The sequence below is a fragment of the Amycolatopsis sp. cg9 genome (assembly GCF_041346945.1).
GTDB lineage: Bacteria > Actinomycetota > Actinomycetes > Mycobacteriales > Pseudonocardiaceae > Amycolatopsis.
Map to the genome: position 1 here is coordinate 8927458 of NZ_CP166850.1, position 17983 is coordinate 8945440.

Annotated in this window: 9 protein-coding genes; 6 read left to right on the forward strand and 3 right to left on the reverse strand. The window is 74.4% G+C overall.

Annotation, left to right across the window (positions count from 1 at the left end):
* Nucleotides 1–2: 2 nt before the first annotated feature.
* Together AB5J73_RS40975 and AB5J73_RS40980 are read right to left on the reverse strand one after the other, a co-directional pair.
* Nucleotides 3–770 carry a DUF4255 domain-containing protein gene (locus AB5J73_RS40975; RefSeq protein WP_370964381.1) on the reverse strand — a complete coding sequence of 256 codons (768 nt, stop codon included), beginning with the start codon at nt 768–770 and terminating at the stop codon, nt 3–5.
* Nucleotides 754–2346, reverse strand: a complete 1593-nt coding sequence (locus AB5J73_RS40980; RefSeq protein WP_370973487.1) for an ATP-binding protein — start codon at nt 2344–2346, stop codon at nt 754–756. Before AB5J73_RS40980 ends, AB5J73_RS40975 begins: the two co-directional genes overlap by 17 nt.
* A gap of 475 nt (nt 2347–2821) precedes the next feature.
* On the opposite strand from AB5J73_RS40980, the gene AB5J73_RS40985 reads away from it, so the two are divergent.
* The 5 genes from AB5J73_RS40985 to AB5J73_RS41005 are packed head-to-tail and all read left to right on the forward strand — an operon-like array spanning nt 2822 to nt 14468.
* Entirely contained in the window at nt 2822–4273 is a 1452-nt protein-coding gene (locus AB5J73_RS40985; RefSeq protein ID WP_370964382.1) for an NlpC/P60 family protein, read from the forward strand.
* The gene (locus tag AB5J73_RS40990) at nt 4273–6081 is read left to right on the forward strand and encodes a dynamin family protein (protein ID WP_370964383.1); all 1809 of its coding nucleotides are present in this window, start codon (nt 4273–4275) and stop codon (nt 6079–6081) included. The genes AB5J73_RS40985 and AB5J73_RS40990 overlap by 1 nt, the downstream gene beginning before the upstream one ends.
* The gene (locus tag AB5J73_RS40995) at nt 6078–7628 is read left to right on the forward strand and encodes a GTPase (RefSeq protein WP_370964384.1); all 1551 of its coding nucleotides are present in this window, start codon (nt 6078–6080) and stop codon (nt 7626–7628) included. The genes AB5J73_RS40990 and AB5J73_RS40995 overlap by 4 nt, the downstream gene beginning before the upstream one ends.
* The gene (locus AB5J73_RS41000) at nt 7625–12175 is read left to right on the forward strand and encodes a DUF4157 domain-containing protein (RefSeq protein ID WP_370964385.1); all 4551 of its coding nucleotides are present in this window, start codon (nt 7625–7627) and stop codon (nt 12173–12175) included. Before AB5J73_RS40995 ends, AB5J73_RS41000 begins: the two co-directional genes overlap by 4 nt.
* Before the next feature lie 25 nt (nt 12176–12200).
* Complete coding sequence (locus AB5J73_RS41005; protein ID WP_370964386.1) at nt 12201–14468, forward strand: DUF4157 domain-containing protein; 2268 nt, start codon at nt 12201–12203, stop codon at nt 14466–14468.
* A 57-nt stretch (nt 14469–14525) separates the two neighbouring features.
* Here the strand turns inward: AB5J73_RS41005 and AB5J73_RS41010 are convergent, their stop codons facing one another.
* A complete protein-coding gene (locus tag AB5J73_RS41010) occupies nt 14526–16850 on the reverse strand; it encodes an Hsp70 family protein (protein ID WP_370964387.1) in 2325 nt (774 codons plus the stop codon).
* A gap of 148 nt (nt 16851–16998) precedes the next feature.
* Here AB5J73_RS41010 and AB5J73_RS41015 point away from each other — a divergent pair, with 148 nt between their 5' ends.
* Nucleotides 16999–17979, forward strand: coding sequence for an AAA family ATPase (locus tag AB5J73_RS41015; protein WP_370964388.1), 981 nt, complete (start codon nt 16999–17001; stop codon nt 17977–17979).
* The last annotated feature ends 4 nt before the right edge of the window (nt 17980–17983 follow it).

Sequence of the window (17983 nt, forward strand, 5' to 3'; positions counted from 1 at the left end):
GGTCAGGGAGTGCTCCCGGCCGGGCCCCGCTTGCCGATCCGGCCCCGGGGTTTCCCGTCCACCGACAGCTTGTCGCCGTTCTCCGCGGGGACGACGAAGGTGCCGTCCCCGGTCACCGTGGTCGCGCCGTGCGGGGTCGAAACGACCGTGCCCTCCGCCGCGTCCGAGTGGCCGCCGACGAACTGCCGCCGCTCGCGCTCCCCGCCCGTCTCGGTCACCCCGACGGTGTAGCGCGTCACCTCTTCGCCGGCCGGGACCTTGATCGCACTGTCCACAGTGGCCGTGACGGTGATGTCGAGCCCCGGCTTGAGCTGGCCGCCCAGTGCCGACCAGAAGTCCGAGTTGTCCCGGCCGTCGCCCGCGCCCACCTCGATCGAGGGCAGCGGCCGCACGGCCTGGTAGGCCCCGCGCAGGTAGCGGCTCTCCAGCTCCGAGTGCCGGAGGAACACCGCGAGCGCGTCACCCAGCAGCGAGTGCTCGTCGCGGATGTCGGACGTCCACGCGGTGACCAGGTACCGGCAGTCCACCCGCGGCAGCCTCGCGCGGCGGTACCGGGCGCCGTCGGCGGCGGTCACGGTTTCCACGCCGAACTCGCGGTCGCCGAGGTTGCGCCGCACGTCCCACAGGTACAGGTTCAGCGTGGGCCGGGACACCTTGGCCGCCCAGTCCTTGTCCGGAGCGGCGAACGCGACGTCGACCTCGCGCTTGGCGACCGGGCCGACGGTCGCGCGCAGGAACTCCTCCAGCGACTCGTCAAGCAGGTGCAGCATCGTCGTCCCCGTTCACCAGTGGGAAGTACGGGCCGAACTCCGCCTCCGTGCGCAGCCGGCCCAGCTTCTGGAATTCGCGCTTGAGGGCGAGGGCCACGCGGTCCATCGTCACCGCGGCGCCGTCCTCGGCGGCGAGGAACGCCGCGCCGAGCGCCGCGTTGCGGATGACCCCGCCGGTGACGCGGAACTGCCGGGCGAGGAAGTCGAAGTCGAGCCGCTCGCCCAGCGGCGCGCCCGCCGGGAAGGCCCGCTCCCAGATCAGCCTGCGCCGCCGCTCGTCCGGCGGCTCGAAGTCCACCGCCACCGAGATCCGCCGCAGGAACGCGTCGTCGATGTTGCGCTGCAGGTTGGTCGCGAGCACGACCAGCCCCTGGTAGGCCTCCAGCCGCTGCAGCAGGTACGCGACCTCGATGTTGGCGTACCGGTCGTGCGCGTCGGCGACCTCCGAGCGCTTGCCGAACAGCGCGTCGGCCTCGTCGAAGAACAGCACGAGGTCACCCGCGGACGCGGCACCGAAGATCCGCTCGAGGTTCTTTTCGGTCTCGCCGATGTACTTGCTCACCACCGAGGACAGGTCGACCTTGTACAGGTCGAGCCCGAGCCGGCCGGCCACGATCTCCGCGGCCATGGTCTTGCCGGTGCCGGACGGGCCGGCGAACAACGCGACGACCCCGGCCGAGGCCACCGGCGCGAAACCCCAATCGTCGTAGACGGTCCGGCGCAGCCGGAACCGGGAGACCAGCTCGTCGAGCTGCGCCGTCCGGTCGTCGGGCAGCACGAGGTCCTCGGGCCGCCGCCGGGGCCGGATGCGGACCGCGAGGCCGTCGAGGTGACCGCCGGCCAGCCGCCGCACGCCGGCGTCGAGCCGCGCGGGGTCGCCGCCCGCGGCCGCGCCGACCAGCCGGATCTGGTCGCGGCTCAGCAAGTACGCGGGTTCGGGCCGGATGCCGAACGCGGCCTGCCAGTCGGCCGCGTCCGCCGCGGCCGACTCGAGCCGCAGCTCCGTCCAGCACCGGGCCGGGAGGGTGTCCAGCGCCAGCTCGCCCGCCGAGCCGAGCACCCAGTCCAGGTGGGCGGCGCGGTCGACGCGGTCGGCGGCCGCGCGCGCGAGCGGGGCGGTCAGCTCCAGGAACACGGCACGGCCGGCCAGCCCGGCCTCGCGCACCACGGCGGCCCACTCAGCCTCGTTCGCGGGCAGGGGTGTCACGAGAAAGGGCTTGTGCGGCAGGGCTTTCCTGGCCGCCGCGAGCCGGCTGGCCGCGTCCGCGCCGGCGACCAGGAGCAGCCGCTTCGGGTCCGGGACCCCGTCTTCGCCCGACGCGGCCAGCCGGCGGGTGCCCGCGGGCAGCGCGGGATCGGCGGAGCCGTCCCCGTTCAGCGCCCACAGGACGCGGGCGCCGGGCCAGCACATCCGCGTGGCCCACGGGCCCTCGGTGCCGCACTCGGCGAGCTCGGCCCGGCGCAGCGGGGCGTCCGGAGCCAGTGTCCGCGCCCCGTCGTCGAGCAGCCGGCCCAGGCTCGCCAGCGTGAGCCGCGGCAGTTGGACATTGTCCTGAAAATAGGCCACCAACCGCATCCGGTGCGGTGAAGATTCCACCGCGGCGAGCAGGGCGAGCGTTTGCGCCGACAATTCATCCAGTTCCGCGTGCCGCACGATTCCGGCGAAGACGGACGGGCCGGCCAGGTATTCGGCGAATTGCCGACGAGCCGCCGCCAGCCCCGGTTCGAGCTGCCGCGCCAACGCCGCGGCCCGCTCCGCGGGCGGCCCCGAAATCCCCGGCAGCGCGCGCAGGATCCGGTCGACTTCGTCGGAAACCACGTAGAGACCGGCGAAATCGTGCGGGAGCAGCCCTTCACCCAGCCGGCACAACAGTGCTTCGCGCTGCAGCAGGATGTCGGCCACGAGCTGCCACGGCGGGGCTTCCTCCGGCACGTCACCCCCTGTCGGTCCGCTTCGAACCTAGCACCGGACTTCCCGGTTGCCGCAATTTCCGCCCCTTCGGGCGCCCGGAACGCCACCACGCGGCGGCCGGTCACCCTAGTATGGGGTGGTGGCGCGATTTACGGCCGAGCAGATTTACGGGTTCGCCCGCGAAGCCGGTTTTTCACCGGACCGCGCCGCGACGATGACCGCGATCGCCCTCGCGGAGTCCGGGGGCAGCAGCGGGGCGCACAACCCCCACGGGGAAGACAGCCGTGGCCTCTGGCAGATCAACGTGCGCTCCCACGCCGCGCTCGGCCGTGGCGACCTCTACGACCCGCTCACGAACGCGAAGGCGGCGTATGCGGTGTCCCACGGCGGAGCGGACATCTCGCCGTGGACCACGACCCACGGCGGGCTCTCCGCCCGCTACCTGCGCTACCGCGCCCAGGCCGAAGCGGCGGCGGTGGCCTACGGCGACGGCGACGGCCACGGCATGTGGACCGGCACGGCGGGCTACGGCGACCACGTCGGCGGCGGGTCGGCCGCGGGCGGCGGGAAGCCTTCGGCGGCCACGACCGGCGACGGCAGCGACGCCGTCGTCGTCGCCCACCCGGCGGACAACGGCGGCGCGGCCGCCACGGCCGGCGCCCGCGACGGTGAGGAGTACGGGATCCCGCTGGACGACCCCCCTCCCGCCGACGGCGTGCACACCGCCGCCGCGACGGCCGGGACGGGTGCGCGGGCCGGTCAGGAGTACGGCATCCCGCTCGGCGACGAGCCGCCGGCGACGACGAGCCCGCCGGCCGGCGACCGCCCCGCGGGAACCGGGGATCCGGGGAAGCTGCAACGGTTCCTCGACGTCGCCGTCGCCCAGACGGGCGACCACTACGTCTGGGGTGCGCGTGCCGGCATGAACGACCCCGATCCGACCGCCTTCGACTGCTCGGACCTGGTGCAGTGGGCCACCCACCAAGTGGGGGTCGAGCTGCCCCGGACCGCGTGGCAGCAGTACGAGTTCCTGCACAAGCAGGGGTACACGATCCCGGTGGAGCAGGCGATCCACACACCGGGCGCGCTGCTGTTCAGCTTCTCCTCCGATCCCGACAAGGGCCTGCCCGCGCACAACCACGTCGCGATCAGCCTCGGCAACGGCAAGACGATGGAGGCGAAGGGCACCCAGTACGGCGTCGGTTCGTGGGAGGCGAACACGAAGCGGTTCCAGTACGCCGTCGTCATCCCCGGCGTTTCGGACGGGCAGGCGGCCGCCCACCCGGCACCCGCGCCGGCCGCGCACGTCGTGGACGACTTCCAGCACCACCTCGACACCGATCCCGCCGCGCTGGACGCGGACCCCGCCGTGCTGACCGCCAGCCGGCACCTCACCGCCGCCGAGCCGGCGCCGCACGTCGCCGACGAGCACGTCGAACCGGCCGACACCGCGGAGCCGGAGCAGCTGAGCGGCACCCTGGACGACATCGACCACGACGGCGTCGACGACGCCTTGCACCACGCCGAGCAGTGGTCCGCCCACTTCGACGACCACCCGGCCGACCACCACGACGTGTCCGGGGCGCACTGATGAGCTCCGCCGCGGACACCGCCGACCTGCTCACCCTGCTCGACGCCGCTGCCGGCGAAACGCGCTCGGCCGGGCGCCCGGACCTCGCCGAGAAGCTGGTCGCCTGCAAGCACCGGCTGACCTCGGGCGCCTGGCACGTGCTCGTGGCGGGCGAGTTCAAGAAGGGCAAGAGCACGCTGGTCAACGCGCTGCTCGGCGTCGAGGTGTGCGGTGCCGACCCGGTGGCGTTCAGCGCGGTGCCCACGCTGGTGCGCCACGGTGGGCAGCCCGGCGCCGAGCTGGTGCCCGACACCGAGTCCGCGGCCCCGCGGCCGGTGGCCGTGCGTGCCGCCGCCGGGCACGGGCGCACCGGGGTGACCGAGGACGGCACCCGGTTGCGCGCGGTCGAAGTCGCGCTCCCCCGGCAGCTCCTCGCCGACGGGCTGGTGCTCGCCGACACCCCCGGGCTCGGCGGCGGGTTCGCCGCGGCCGCCGCGGCCGCCACCATGCGGGCCCTCGCGCTGGCCGACGGCGTGATCATGGTGACCGACGCGTCGCAGGAGCTCACCGCTACCGAGGTCGAGTTCCTCCGGCACGCCGTCGAAGCGTGCCCCACCCTGCTCATCGCGCTGACCAAGATCGACTTCTACCCGCACTGGCGGCGCATCCTCGACCTCGACCGCGAGCACCTGCGCACCGCCGGGATCGACGCCGAGGTCGTCGCGGTTTCGGCGCCCCTGCGCGAACTGGCCGTCACGACCGGGGATCCCGCGCTGAACGCGGAGTCCGGGTACCCCGTCCTGGCCGACCGGCTGCGCGCGTGGCGTGCCGCGGAACGGTCGGGCAAGTCCGCGCCGGCCGCCGCGGCCCTGGTCAGCGGCGCGCTGCGGCAGGTCGCCGACTCCCTCGCCGCCGAGCACACCACGCTGACGCGACCGGAGCGGCGGCCGGAGACCGAACGCCGGACCGAGCACGCCGAGCGGCGCGCGCGGGGGCTGGCGAGCCCGTCCTCGCGCTGGCTCAACACGATCACCGACCGGTTCGCCGACATCCAGGTGCGGCTGGAGAGCGACCTGGCCACCCGGACCCGCCAGCTGGAGGCCGAGGTGTCGAAGGTGATCCGCGAGAGCGACCCCACCCGCGAGTGGGCCGGGATCGTGCCCCGGGTCCACCGCCGCACCAACGAGGAGCTGACCGGCGCGCACGCGGCGCTGATCCGCTCGATCGACGAACTGGCCGAGGAGATCGGGGCCCTGTTCCACGCCACGGCCGAAGAGGTGGACGCGCTCGGCGACCGCGGCGCGGAGCCGGCCCGCGACGCCGAACTCGGCCTGCTCGGCGCCCGGGCGGGCAGCAAGCTGGAAGTCGGCATGCACGCCGCCCGCGGCTGGTCGCTGTCCAGCTCGGTGGTCACCACGCTGCTGGTCACGACGCTGCACCCCGGCTTGCTGATCGCCCTGCCGGTGACCGCGGTGCTCGGCAGCGTCTTCGCCGTCAAAGCCGTGCGCAGCTACCGGAACACGCGGCTCGACGCGGCCCGCACGGAGGCGGTGCGGGCCGCCGCGAACTACCTCAGCCAGGCCCGCGCCGATGCCCACCGCGCGTCGCTGGACCTGATCCGGCACAGCCGCAGCCGCATCCGCGACTTCTACCTCGACCAGGCCGCCGAACTGGTGTCGGCGGCCAAGCACGAGCAGGCGGCGGTGGCGAGGGCGGCGCGCACGGCCGACGGCGAGACGGCGGCCCGCGGCGCGGCGGCGAAGGCGGAACTCGACCGCGTCACCGCGCTCCTGGCCACCGCGGACCGGTTCGCCGGGAGCGCGCGGTGACGCCCGGGCTTCCCGCGCAGGCCCGGTCCCTGCTCACCGAAGCCGCGCACGCCTACCGGGGCCGGCCGGCCGAGGCCCGGCTGGGGCAGGCCGTCCGGCAGCTGTCCGGCCCGCTGCGCGTGGCGCTGGCGGGGCGCGTCAAGGCAGGCAAGTCGACACTGCTCAACGCGCTCGTCGGGGCCCGGGTGGCGGCCACCGACGCGGGCGAGTGCACGAAGGTCGTCACGTGGTACCGGCACGGTCCGCAGCCGGCCGCGACCGCGTTCCCGCGGACCGGGCAGCCGATCCCCCTGAAGGTCACCGGCACCGCCGGGCAGTGGCTCCTGGACCTGGCCGGCCTGCCCGCCGGCGACCTCGACCGGGTGGAGGTCACGCTGCCCTCGGCGTGGCTGGGCCGGATGGTCCTGGTGGACACGCCCGGGATGGGCTCGCTGACCGAGTCGGCCGGCCGGCGCACGCAGGACCTGCTCGGCGAGACCGGCTCGGTGGACGCCGTGCTGTACCTGCTGCGGCACCTGCATTCGTCCGATGTGGACTTCCTGGACACCTTCCACGAGGCCGGGTCCGGGGGCAGCACCCCGGTCAACGCGGTCGGCGTGCTGTCCCGCGCCGACGAGCTCGGCGGGGGCGATCCCGACGCACTGGGCCACGCCGCCCGGGTCGCCGCCGGCTACCGCGCCGATCCCCGGATCCACAGCCTGGTGCACACCGTGCTGCCGGTCGCCGGGCTCCTCGCCGAGACGGCGGCCACGCTGACCGGCGAGGAGTTCGCCACCCTGGCCGCGCTCGCGGCGGCCGGCGAGCCCACCACCCGCCCGCTGCTGCTTTCGACCCGGCGGTTCACGTCGGCGGTCCGCGGCCTGGACGTCACCCCGGAGGCCCGGCAGCGGCTGCTGGACCTGCTGGGGGTGTACGGCGTCCGGCTCGGCCTCGACCTGATCCGCGCCGGCACGTCCACTGTGGACGAACTGCGCACGGCGCTCGCGGACCGCAGCGGGCTCGCGGAGTTGCGCCGGCTCCTGCTGACCCAGTTCGCCGAACGCCGCGACGTCCTCAAGGCCGACGGCGCGCTCCGGCTGGTCGAGGCGGTCTGCCGCGAGGACCCGATCCCGGCCGCGCCCCGGCTGCGCCAGGCCGTCGAACGGCTGCGGGCCAACGCCCACGAGCTCACCGAACTCCGCCTGCTCACCGACCTGCGCCTGGGCGCGGTCCCCGGACCACCCGCGGCACTGGCGGCGATGGAACGGCTGCTGGGCGGCGGAGGCGCCGCGATCACGACGAGGCTGGGCGTGAGCCCGGACACCCCACCCGCGACGGCCCGCGCGGCGCTGACCGAGCAGCACACGCACTGGCGGCGGGTCGCCCAGAACCCGCTCACCGACCCGGCACTGGCCCGGGCCGCCCAGGTACTGCAACGCACGTGCGAAGGCCTCGACGTCGGTCCGCCACCACCCCCACCGCCGCGTCCGCAGCCGCCGGACGCCGAACGGACCGTGTCGCTGCGGGTCCCCCCGCGGCCGGGAACGCCGGGAGGTCAGCGCCGATGACCGAACCGACCCGCCAGGCCGCGCAGACCCGGCCGGCCCGGCGCCCCGAGCCCGCCCGGGAGCCGCCGGCGCGCGGACCGCGGCTGGCCGCGGCGGGGAACGCGGCGATCGGCCGGCTCCTCGGCGGCCCGGTGCCGGGCGGCGCCGAGGTCACCGCCGGCGGCAACGGCGCGGCATCGCGGGTGCTGGGGACGCAGGTCCGGCGGTGCGGGCCGAACCCGTGCTCCTGCACCGACGACGAGGAACCGGAACGCCAGGTCCGCCGGTCGGCCATCGAAACGCAAGTCCGGCGATGCGGCGCCGGCCCCTGCGGCTGCGACGAAGAACCCGGGTACCAAGTCCGCCGGTCGGCCGCCGCGCCGGCAGGGCCGTCACCCGCGTTCCTCGGCGCCTTGGACCGGGGCGGGCCCGGTAACACCCTGCCGGACGGGTTCCGCGCCGTCGCCGAGGATCGGTTCGGTGCGGACTTCGCCGACGTGCGGCTGCACACCGACGGCGCCGCGGCGGACGCCTCGGAAGTCATCAGCGCCCGGGCGTTCACCATCGGCGACGACGTTTACTTCGCCCGCGGCGAGTACCGGCCGGAGACCGTGCGCGGGCAGCGACTGCTGGCGCACGAGCTCACCCACGTCGTCCAGGGCGGCGGACCGCGCGCGGCCGGCTCGTGGCTGAGCCACCCCGCCGATCCCGCCGAACGAGCCGCCGAAGCCGCCGCCGACGCGTTCATGGCGGGCGGCACTGTGTCCACAGTGGACCCACCGGCCGCGGCCGTGCACCGCGACGGGCCACCGGCACCGGACACCGCCGCGGCGCCCGCGATCATCGCTGCGGTCCGGGGCGACGACGTCCCCGGAGTGGTCCGCTTGCTCGACGGGCACACCCGTCCCGAGCTCGCTGCCCTCCGCGGTACCGTCAACGCCGCGATCGGCACCCGGCTGGAGAGCTGGCTGTTCACCGGCGGCCCCGCGGCCGTACCGGACCCCGACGGCTTCGGCGCGGTCCCGCAGGGCCCCGCCCCCGAGGCCGAGCACGGGCTCCGGCTGCTGTGGCCGGCGCTCACGCTGGTCGAGCGGCTCCGGTTCTACGACGAAGGCTGGCGCGAGCTGGAACAGGCGCAGCTGGACGTGATCAAGGCGGCGAGCGCCGACGAGCGGGCCGTGGCCCGGACCGACACCGCGGCCCTCGCGCCGGTCTACGCGGCCATGGAACCCCAGGAAGAGTTCCAGGCGCGCTCGCTGATCGACCCGACACCGGAGGGCCGCTACGCCGCGGCGGAGCACCTGCTGCGCCGCGCCCCCGGCGTGTTCCACGACGAGGAAGACGCGGTCTTCGACTCGCTGATGGAGCTGTCCCCCGCCCAGCGCCGCCAGTTCTACACCGCGCACGAATCGGCCATCACCGACATGATGAGCGATTCGCGGGCCGGACTGCTGCGCAATCTCGCGTACGGCAGCGAGGCCGACGCGCTCATCGCGCGCTTGCGCGAGGCCACCGAGGGCCGCCGAGACGACCTGGCGGCCGTTCAGGACGTCGTCGACCGCGCGGTCAAGCTCTTCCAGGAACGCGCCACGCTGCGCGCGTCGGTGCGGGCCGGGTCGCTGCCGCCCGCCGACCGCGCGACGGTCGAAGCGCGGCTGCGGGAGCTCGACGACCTCGACAAGCTGCTGCGGTTCGACCGCGGCGGTGACGGCGCCCTCGACTCCGCGAGCTTCCTCGGCCGGCTGGCCGATGCCCGCGGCGACGCGGGCGCGTTCGCCGCCGACGCCCAGCGGCTCGGCCAGTTCGCGAGCCCCGCGGACGCGCGCCGGCAGGCGTTCGAAACCGCCAAGCAGCACATCCTCATGGCCGATGGCGACGTGGACACCATCCGCACCGCGCTCGTCCGGCTGCACGCCCCGCGCACCGCCGCGCCGGACCCCGGCGGCCCGGGTGCCGCCGAACAGGCCGAGGACGAGCGGCTCCGCCGGGAGCTGCTGGCCGACCCGGCGGTGGTCGCGGTCATCGACGGCCTCACGCCCTATCAGCGGATGCGGGTGAGCGACGCTGTCACCGCGGACGCGTTCGCCGAGACGCTGGGCCACCTCAACGACGCGGTGCAGGGTGGCCAATGGGGCCCGTTCTTCGTGGAGCTGGTGCGGATCGCGCGCAACCCCGGCTGGCGGGCGCGGTACCAGGCCACCGCGCCGGATCCGTTCGGCGTCTACGCTCAGGTCCACGGCGAGCAGCGCGAGATCATGGAGACGATCCTCGCCGACCCCGCGCGCATCCCGCTGCGCGCGCTCATGGCGTTCACCGGCGACGCGGACGTGCTGGCCACCGCCGCGTCCGAGCTCACCGACGAGCAACGCGGGCAGCTGCGCACCGGGTACCTGCTGGCCACCCAGCCGCCGATCGGGGCGCCCACCGAAGCCGAGGTCGCCGCGGTCACCGCGTACCGCGAGTTCGAGGGGCAGCTGCGCTCGTCCCAGACGACGTGGCGGATCTTCTTCGACGACGCCGGCTACCAGCGCGTCCTGTGGGCGATGCTCGGCAGCGACCCCACCCGCGACGAAATGGCCACCGGCGGGGGCCGGTTCCGCGCCGCGGAGCTGATGTACCAGCAGCAACAGGCGAAACTGGGCCTGGACCGCGGCGCGGCCGCCGGGTTCACCGAGGCCGACGAGACCATGGTGGCCGCCGGGCGCGAGTTCGCCGCCCGGTTCGAGCCGCTCCGCGCGGCCCGCACGTTGTCTACTGTGGACTTCGCCGCACTGGCGGCGCTGCACGACCGGTTCACCGGCCGGGCCGGCGAGTTCGAGCAAGCGAGCAACACCGTCGGCGAACTGGCGGGCGTGATCGCGGCGACGGTCGCGGGCGTCGTGGTGATCGCCGCGACCGGCGGCGCCGCGGCGCCGGGCGTGGTCGCGCTCGCCGCCGCGGCCGGCGCCGGTTCCCGCGTGGTCACCCGCGAGCTGATCGGCGGCGACTACTACACCGCTGCGTCCGTGGCCGGCGCGCGGGACGCGCTCCTCGGCGGGGTCGACGCCGCGTTGGCAGTGGTCGGCGCGTCCCTGGCCGCACGCGGCGCGCAGTTGCTGGGCGTCGGCGGGCACGCGCTGACCAGCGGAGCCGCCCGCGTCGCCGGCGCGGTCGCCGAGGAGGCGAGCGGCGCCGCGGTCGACGCCGGATCATCACTGGCGAAGCGGGTCGCGGCCGGCGCTGTGGAGTCCGCTTTGGACGGTGCGTTCTCCGGCGCGGTCAGCGAAGCCTTCGGCACCATGACCGACGAGGCGACCTGGCGCCGCGGCGTCTGGAACGGCCTGGTCCGGGTCGGCGAAGCCGCCTTGGCCGCCGGCTTGACCGGCCTGGCGACCGGCGGCCTGCTGGGCGCCGCGATGCCGGTGGCGGGCGCGGGCGCGGGTCGGCTCTGGAACGCCGTCGTCGGCCAGGGCATCGAACGGAAGCTCGCCGACGCCGGGGCCTCGGCACTGCTGGCGGACGCCCGCCGCGCGGCGCAGGCGGGACAGACCGCCGAAGTCGACCGGCTGGTGCAGCAGCTGGAAACCCACCTCACGCCCGAGGAAACGACGATGCTGCGGCGAGAACTCAACGCCGGACTGGGCGACGCGCTGGGCCCTGCGGAATCACGGCTGCTGACCGAGAGCGCGGGCGTCGAAGACGGCATCGCGCTGCTGCCGGAACAGCTCGAAGCCGAGTTCGACGTGGTGCGGCGCAGCGAACCGCGGCCCAGCACCACGGCCGGGTACGTGGACGAGATCGACCTCGGCAACGGGCACACCTGGCGCCGCCGCGAGGACGGCACATGGTGCCGGTTCAGCACGCGAAGCCTGTGCGGCACCACGATCCCCGGTGCTCCGGCGATGTCCTCGACCGCGCTCGGAAACGCCGCCGATCCGGCCCAGTTGCGCAGGATGCTCGATCAGCTGGACGACGAGCTCGACATCATTGCGAGCCACCCGGACGCGTCGGCCATGGCCGACGAGGCGACCGCCGTCCGACGATTGCTGGAAGCCGGCGACCTCCGTGGTGCGGCAGAACGGTTCTCACGGCTGCGGCGCCGCGTGGACATCTCGCTCAGCTCGGTGCCCGAAGGCGCTCTCGAACGTCCCTTCGGCGGGGCCGAAGAGGGCCGCATGGGCACTCGGACGCCAGCCGGGCCCAGCGGCGGCGGGCATGCCGTGCACCTCGACGTCAACGCCCCGCCCACCGCCGACCCGACGGGCAACCGGCTGCTCGCGCACGTCCGGGACGCATTGGAACGCTTCGACGACGAAGGCTTCACGGAGGCACAACGGGCGGCACTGCGCGACAACCCTCAGCTCCAAGCGGCGTATCGCGGCGCGCGGATCGACGAGTTCGCCAAGGCGGCCGTCGAGCAGGATCCCGAGCTGCAGCACGTGATCGTCACCGGACTGTACGAGCCGGGAGCCGACTTCTACGACTCGGTCACCGGCCGGTGGTACGACATCACGACCGCCGCGGCATGGAAGGACCACGTCACGAAGTACGGCGCGCATGGCAGCCGGCTTCCCACCGAACGCAAGTGACACCCCGCCCGGAAGGACCCGAGCCATGAGCCGACAGCGACCACGGGCACGGGCCGGTGCCGTCCCCGAGCCCGACCCGGCACCGCCGGCTCCGGTCCGCCTGATCGCGGGGCCGGGGAACGGGGCGCTCGGCCGGCTCTACCGGTCCGCCGCCGGGGAGGCACCGCCCGGCTTCGCCGAAGGCCTGCCCACCGGCGGGCACCCGATCCCGGCCGCGCAGCGCAGTTCCCTCGAAGCCGGGCTTGGGACCTCGCTGGCCGGCGTCCGCGTGCACACCGGCGCGGCCGCCGCCGGGCTGGCCGAGCAGGTGAACGCCCGGGCCTTCACCGTCGGGACGGACATCTACTTCGGGCGGGGGCGCTACGATCCCGGCTCCGCAGGCGGGTACCGGCTGCTGGCCCACGAGGTCGCGCACACCCTGCAGCAGCCCGCCGCCCCGGCGGCCAGCTCGCTGTCGGTCAGCACCCCGGACTCCCCAGCCGAACGTGAAGCCGAGCGGGTCGCCGGCCTGCTGGCCGACGGACGGGCCGCCGACGTCTACAGTGGACAGCAGGCGGCCGTGCACCGCTTCTCCGGCTTCGAACACGAGCAGCTCGGCAACGCGACCCACGCCGACATCGACCTCGGCGGTGGCGTGACCCTGACGTGGGGCGAGGTCGTCGCGCTCGCCGGTGACGAATACGGGTCCGTCGAGGAGCTGCAGGCCGCCGTCACCACTCCCGACGGCAAGGCACGGCTGCGGCACCGGCTCGAGCACGACGAGGTGCGCGGTCCCATCCCCGCCGGGCTGCCCAAGCCGACCGGTGACCAGGAGAGCAACAGCCGGTACATCGACCTCGCCATGCACAACATCGCGCACTTCGCCGGCGGCGGCACCGCGCTCGAAACGTGGCGCGGGCACCACGAGGCCGCGCTGGTGGCGGCGGTGCAAGCGGGCATCGACGGCAGCGAGCCGGGCTGGCAGACCGCCCAGCTGACCGAGGCGTTCGGCCAGCACTTCCTCACCGACTCCTTCTCCGCCGGTCACGTCCGGACGCCGCGCGCCGAAATCGTGGCCTGGTACCAGGACGACTTCACGCCGCGGGCGCTCGCCGCGGCGATCGCACAGGCGCGCGAAACCATCACGGACAAGCTCACCGATGACCTCGCCGAGCAAATGAACTCACCGGAGTTCGTGGTTCGCGCGGAATTCGACCTCGCTCTCCGTGCCTTGATCGAGGGCGGACTGCGCCTTTACGGCGCCATGATCGAGGAGTACTTCGGGCTCGGCATCTCCGGCGCGATCAGCGGCACCCTGCACGACCACGACAACGAGCGCGGGCTGTGGGTCGCCAGCGCTGCGCACCCGGGGCCGTGGCAGGCGTTCGGCGACAGCCGGCTGGCCTGCAGCCCCACCAGCCGCGACCAGGCCGAGCTCGCCGTGATCACCGCCCGCGAGCAGCTGGTGCGGGCCCGCGCGCTGGGCGAGATCCGGGCGCGGGGGCGGGGAAAGACCCCCGAGGACCCGCCGGGGGTCGTGCACTTCGCCTTCGACTCGGCGGTGCTGGACGCCGCCGCGGCGGCGTCCCTCGACCGTGCGGCGGATCACCTGACCGCGCACCCGGAGATCGTGCTGCGGGTCGTCGGCCACACCTGCCCGCTGGGCGCCGACCAGTACAACGACGCCCTCGGCGCCCGGCGCGCGGAAGCCGTCGCGGTGTATCTGATGAACCGCGGGGTCGCACCGCAGCAGCTCGCCACGACCTCGGCCGGGGAACACCAGCTCGTCACCGTCGAGCAGGCTCAGTACCCGGCAGACCGCCGGGCCGAGCTGCAGTACGTGGTCACCGGCGAAGAACCACCCGACCTGGTGTGGGCGCAGCAGAAGATCCTGGAGGAGTTCGGCACCCCACCGTACGCGGCGATCGAACGGTTCGTGCCGCGGGAGGTGCCCGGTATGAACGACCCGCAGGAGGACTGGCACTGGGGCACGCTCACCGACGTCATGGCGGCCGAAGTGGACACCTGGATCGCGCACTACGTCGCCGACGCGCGCAAGCAGTTCGCCGGCGCGCCCGAGCTCGCCGACCGGGTCATCCCGGTGCCGGACCTGGGGCTGCCCCTCCTGCCGGGCGCACCGCCGATCACCGTGACACCGGTCGTCCTGCACCCCCGGCCCGCGGCGCTCGCCCTGCTCGACGAGCTGATCGCGCACCCCACCGACTTCGTCGGCAAGCTGGTCGGCGTCCCGGCCGCGAACCGCTCGGTCCCGCCACCACCGCCGCTGGTCCAGTGCGTCCCGCCCGGCCCCTGACCCGGCTGGTCGTGAGTGTGAACAGCGTTCTAACCCTGTCTCACACTCACGACCGCCTCAGCCGGGGCGCACTGTCCACAACCCGGCGTCCACAGTGGACCCCTCGCGCCCCACCCCGGCGAGCACCAAACCGTCCGGAGTGGACACCACACCGTAGACGTACACCGGTGCCGGTGTGCCCGTGACGGTCCACGTGCGCCAGCTTCCGCTGCCGGAGCGGGTCCAGCAGCCGGTGGACGGCTGGTCTGCCGGACCGACCGATCCGCAGGCCAGTACCGTTCCGTCGGCTTCGCGGGTCAGCCCGAGCACCGTCGGCGAGCCGGCCGGGACCGACGTGTCCGGCGTCCACGCGATGCCGTCGGGGGACGTCCACAGCGCCGGGCCGCGGCGGGCGCCGGTCAGGGCCGACCCCGCCGCGAGGAACCGGCCGTCGGCCGTGCGGATCAGGCGGGTCACCGTCTGCGGTCCCGGCCCGGCGAGGCCGGTCGCCGGCAGCCGGTCCCACGACTTCCCGTCCGGGGAAGCGAAGATCGCGACGTCGCCGTCGGCCGTGTCGCTGCCTCGGTCGACGCCGGCCGCGTACAACCTCCCGTCGCCGCCTGCCGTCACCGCGGTCAGCTCCGTGACGCCGCCGCCCGGCACGAACGAGCCGCCCGCCGGCAGGAGCTGCCACTGCTCGCCAGTCGCCGACAGCCACACCGCCGGGCGCCGGGCGCGGCCGGTGCCCGCCCAGCCCACCGCGACCACGCCCGAACCCGAGGTCACGACGTCGGCGAGCGCCGCCTGGCCCTCCCCCGGCGGCGGGCTCACCGCGGCCGGCGCGCCACCGGGCCGGCGCAGCCAGGCCCGCGGCTGCTGACCGGCGGACAACCCCACCGCCACCAGCGTCCCGGACGGGAGCCGCGTCACCGCCCGCATGACGTCCGCGCCGTCCGGCGGGACGACCAGTTCGCCGGTCAACCGTAGGGTTTCCGCCGCGGTGGTGCCCGGGCCGCCGGGCGCCGGGAGCGCGGACGGCTTCGGGGCCGCGTCGCCCGCCGGGCGTGTGGCGAAGAACGCCACGGCCGCGACGACGCCCAGCACGAGAACCGTCACCAGCACCGCGACCAGCCGGCCGTGCCCCTTCGCCGGGACCGCGCCGTCCCGTCGTGTGCGCACCACTTCCCGGGGGCGGCCGGCCGCCGGCGGGACGAGCACCACCGGCACGAGAACGTCCGGCGCCCCGGTCAGCCCGGTGCGGACCAGGTCGACCGGCGCGCTCACCTCCGGCCGGCTCCGGACAGGCACCGGCGGCCGGGGCGGCGGCGCGGGCGGGCCGGCCACCCTGGGCGCCGCGGCGATCGCGGCCCCCAGGCTGACCGTGTACTTCGGATGGGCGTCGACGGCGACGCGGATACCCAGCTCCGCCGACAACAGGGTGCGCACCAACGGGATCCGGCTCGACCCGCCGACCAGCAGCACCGCGTGCAGGTCCGACGGGGCGACCCCCGCGCGGCGCACCACCTGACCGAACACCCCGACCGTGCCCTCCAGCCGCGACCGGATCAGATCCTCGAACTCGGCGCGCGTGATCAGCACCTGACGCGTGATTCCCGGCAGCACCACCGGAATCCGCACTTCGACGTCCGCCGAGAGGGCCTCCTTGGCCTCCACCACCGAAGCGAACAGCTGCGCCAGGGCCGCGACGGCCGCGCTGTCGCCCGGGTCGAGCCGGGCCGGGTCGACGCCGGCGTTCGCGCACACCCGGCGGAACAACGCGTGGTCGAAGTCGATCCCGCCGACCCGGTCGTCGCCGCCCGGCTCGCCGTGGATTTCCACGCTGTCGGCGGTCTTGCGGACCACGCTCGCGTCGAACGTACCGCCGCCGAAGTCGTAGATCGCGATCAGCGCGCCCGGTTCGACGCGCTCCTGCGCCGCGTACCAGGTCGCCGCGGCCACCGGCTCCGGCAGCAGCCCGACGTCGGTCAGCCCCGCCGCGCGCGATGCCTCCGCGAGCCGGCGCCGCCGGTAGCCGCCCCACTCGGCCGGGTGCGTCAGCACCACGTGACCCGGGGGTCCGCCCCGCTGTTCGGAAACCCGGTCGACGACCGTCCGCAGGATGCGCCCGGTCAGTTCGTGCACGGGGAACCGCCGGCCGCCGAGCAGGACCGGGACGTCGTCGCCCATGCGGCGCTTGAACTCCCGCGCCACCCGGTCCGGCTCGAGCACGCCCCGCCGGGCGGCCGCCTCGCCCACCAGCACCGCGCCGTCCTCGCGGAGGAACAGCACCGACGGCACCGCGTTGGCGCGGTCGCCGAGCGGAACGGTCTGCGCCCGCCCGTCGTCCCACAGCGCGGCCGCCGTATAGGTGGTCCCGACGTCGATACCGAGCGGATAGTTCACCCGGCCAACCGTACTGGCGCCGTCCGCACCGCCCGCGGCCGAGGTCAAATCGATATTCGGCGCACCAAACTTAGCCCGAATGGGCATGGACCTCCGGCGGAAATCGAGTAGCCTTCTGCTCCGGAACACCCGCGACCTGGGGGAGCAAATGACCTACAGCACTGACCTCGGGGAGCGGGTCGGCTGGGTTCAGCGGCGCTGCAACGATCTTGTCCGCAACGTCGAGCATTTCATCCACGGAAAGACGAACGTGGTGTGGAACGTCGTGATCGGTTTGCTCGCCGAGGGGCATATTCTTGTCGAAGATGTTCCCGGTGTCGCCAAAACTTCACTGGCGAAGGCCGTCGCCCATTCCATCAGCGGTTCCATGCACCGCATTCAGTTCACCCCCGACCTGCTGCCTTCGGATGTCACGGGCGTGCAGATCTACGACTCGGAAAAGCGTGAATTCCAGTTTCGCGAAGGCCCGGTGTTCGCCAACATCGTGCTCGGCGACGAGATCAACCGCGCCTCCCCCAAGACCCAGTCCGCGCTGCTGGAGGCGATGGCCGAACGCCAGGTGACCGTCGACCGCGTCGCCTACCCCCTGCCCCGCCCCAACTTCGTGATCGCCACCCAGAACCCGGTCGACCAGCAGGGCACCTACTCGCTGCCGGAGGCGCAGCTCGACCGGTTCATGATGCTGCTGCGGATCGGCTACCCCAGCCCGGAGCACGAGGTGCGGATCGTCGCCGACGCCGTCGCCCGCCGGCTGCCCGAGCAGCTGCGCGCGGTGACGACCGTCGAAGAGATGCAGCAGATGATCGACGTCGTGCGCGGGGTGTACGTGGCGCCGGCGCTGCAGGCGTTCATCGTCACCATCACCAACGCCACGCGCACCATCCCGCAGCTCAAGCTCGGCGCGAGCCCGCGTGCGAGCAACGCGCTGGCCGCGGCGTCGCAGGCGCGGGCCGCCGTCGACGGGCGGCCGTTCGTCACCGCCGACGATGTCAAGCAGATGGCGAAGGCGGTGCTGTGCCACCGGCTGATGCTGACGCCGGAGGCGGCGGTGCAGGAGTTCACCGCGGACGGCATCGTGGACCGCATCCTGGCCGCCGTGCCGGTGCCGCAGTCCCCGGCCGGTGTGTGACGCG

Bases quoted from the DNA above. Each gene is read 5' to 3' on its own strand.
- AB5J73_RS40975 (WP_370964381.1), bottom strand. From the start codon at position 770: ATGCTGCACCTGCTTGACGAGTCGCTGGAGGAGTTCCTGCGCGCGACC.
- AB5J73_RS40990 (WP_370964383.1), top strand. From the start codon at position 4,273: ATGAGCTCCGCCGCGGACACCGCCGACCTGCTCACCCTGCTCGACGCC.
- AB5J73_RS41000 (WP_370964385.1), top strand. From the start codon at position 7,625: ATGACCGAACCGACCCGCCAGGCCGCGCAGACCCGGCCGGCCCGGCGC.
- AB5J73_RS41015 (WP_370964388.1), top strand. From the start codon at position 16,999: ATGACCTACAGCACTGACCTCGGGGAGCGGGTCGGCTGGGTTCAGCGG.
- AB5J73_RS41005 (WP_370964386.1), top strand. From the start codon at position 12,201: ATGAGCCGACAGCGACCACGGGCACGGGCCGGTGCCGTCCCCGAGCCC.
- AB5J73_RS40980 (WP_370973487.1), bottom strand. From the start codon at position 2,346: ATGCGGTTGGTGGCCTATTTTCAGGACAATGTCCAACTGCCGCGGCTC.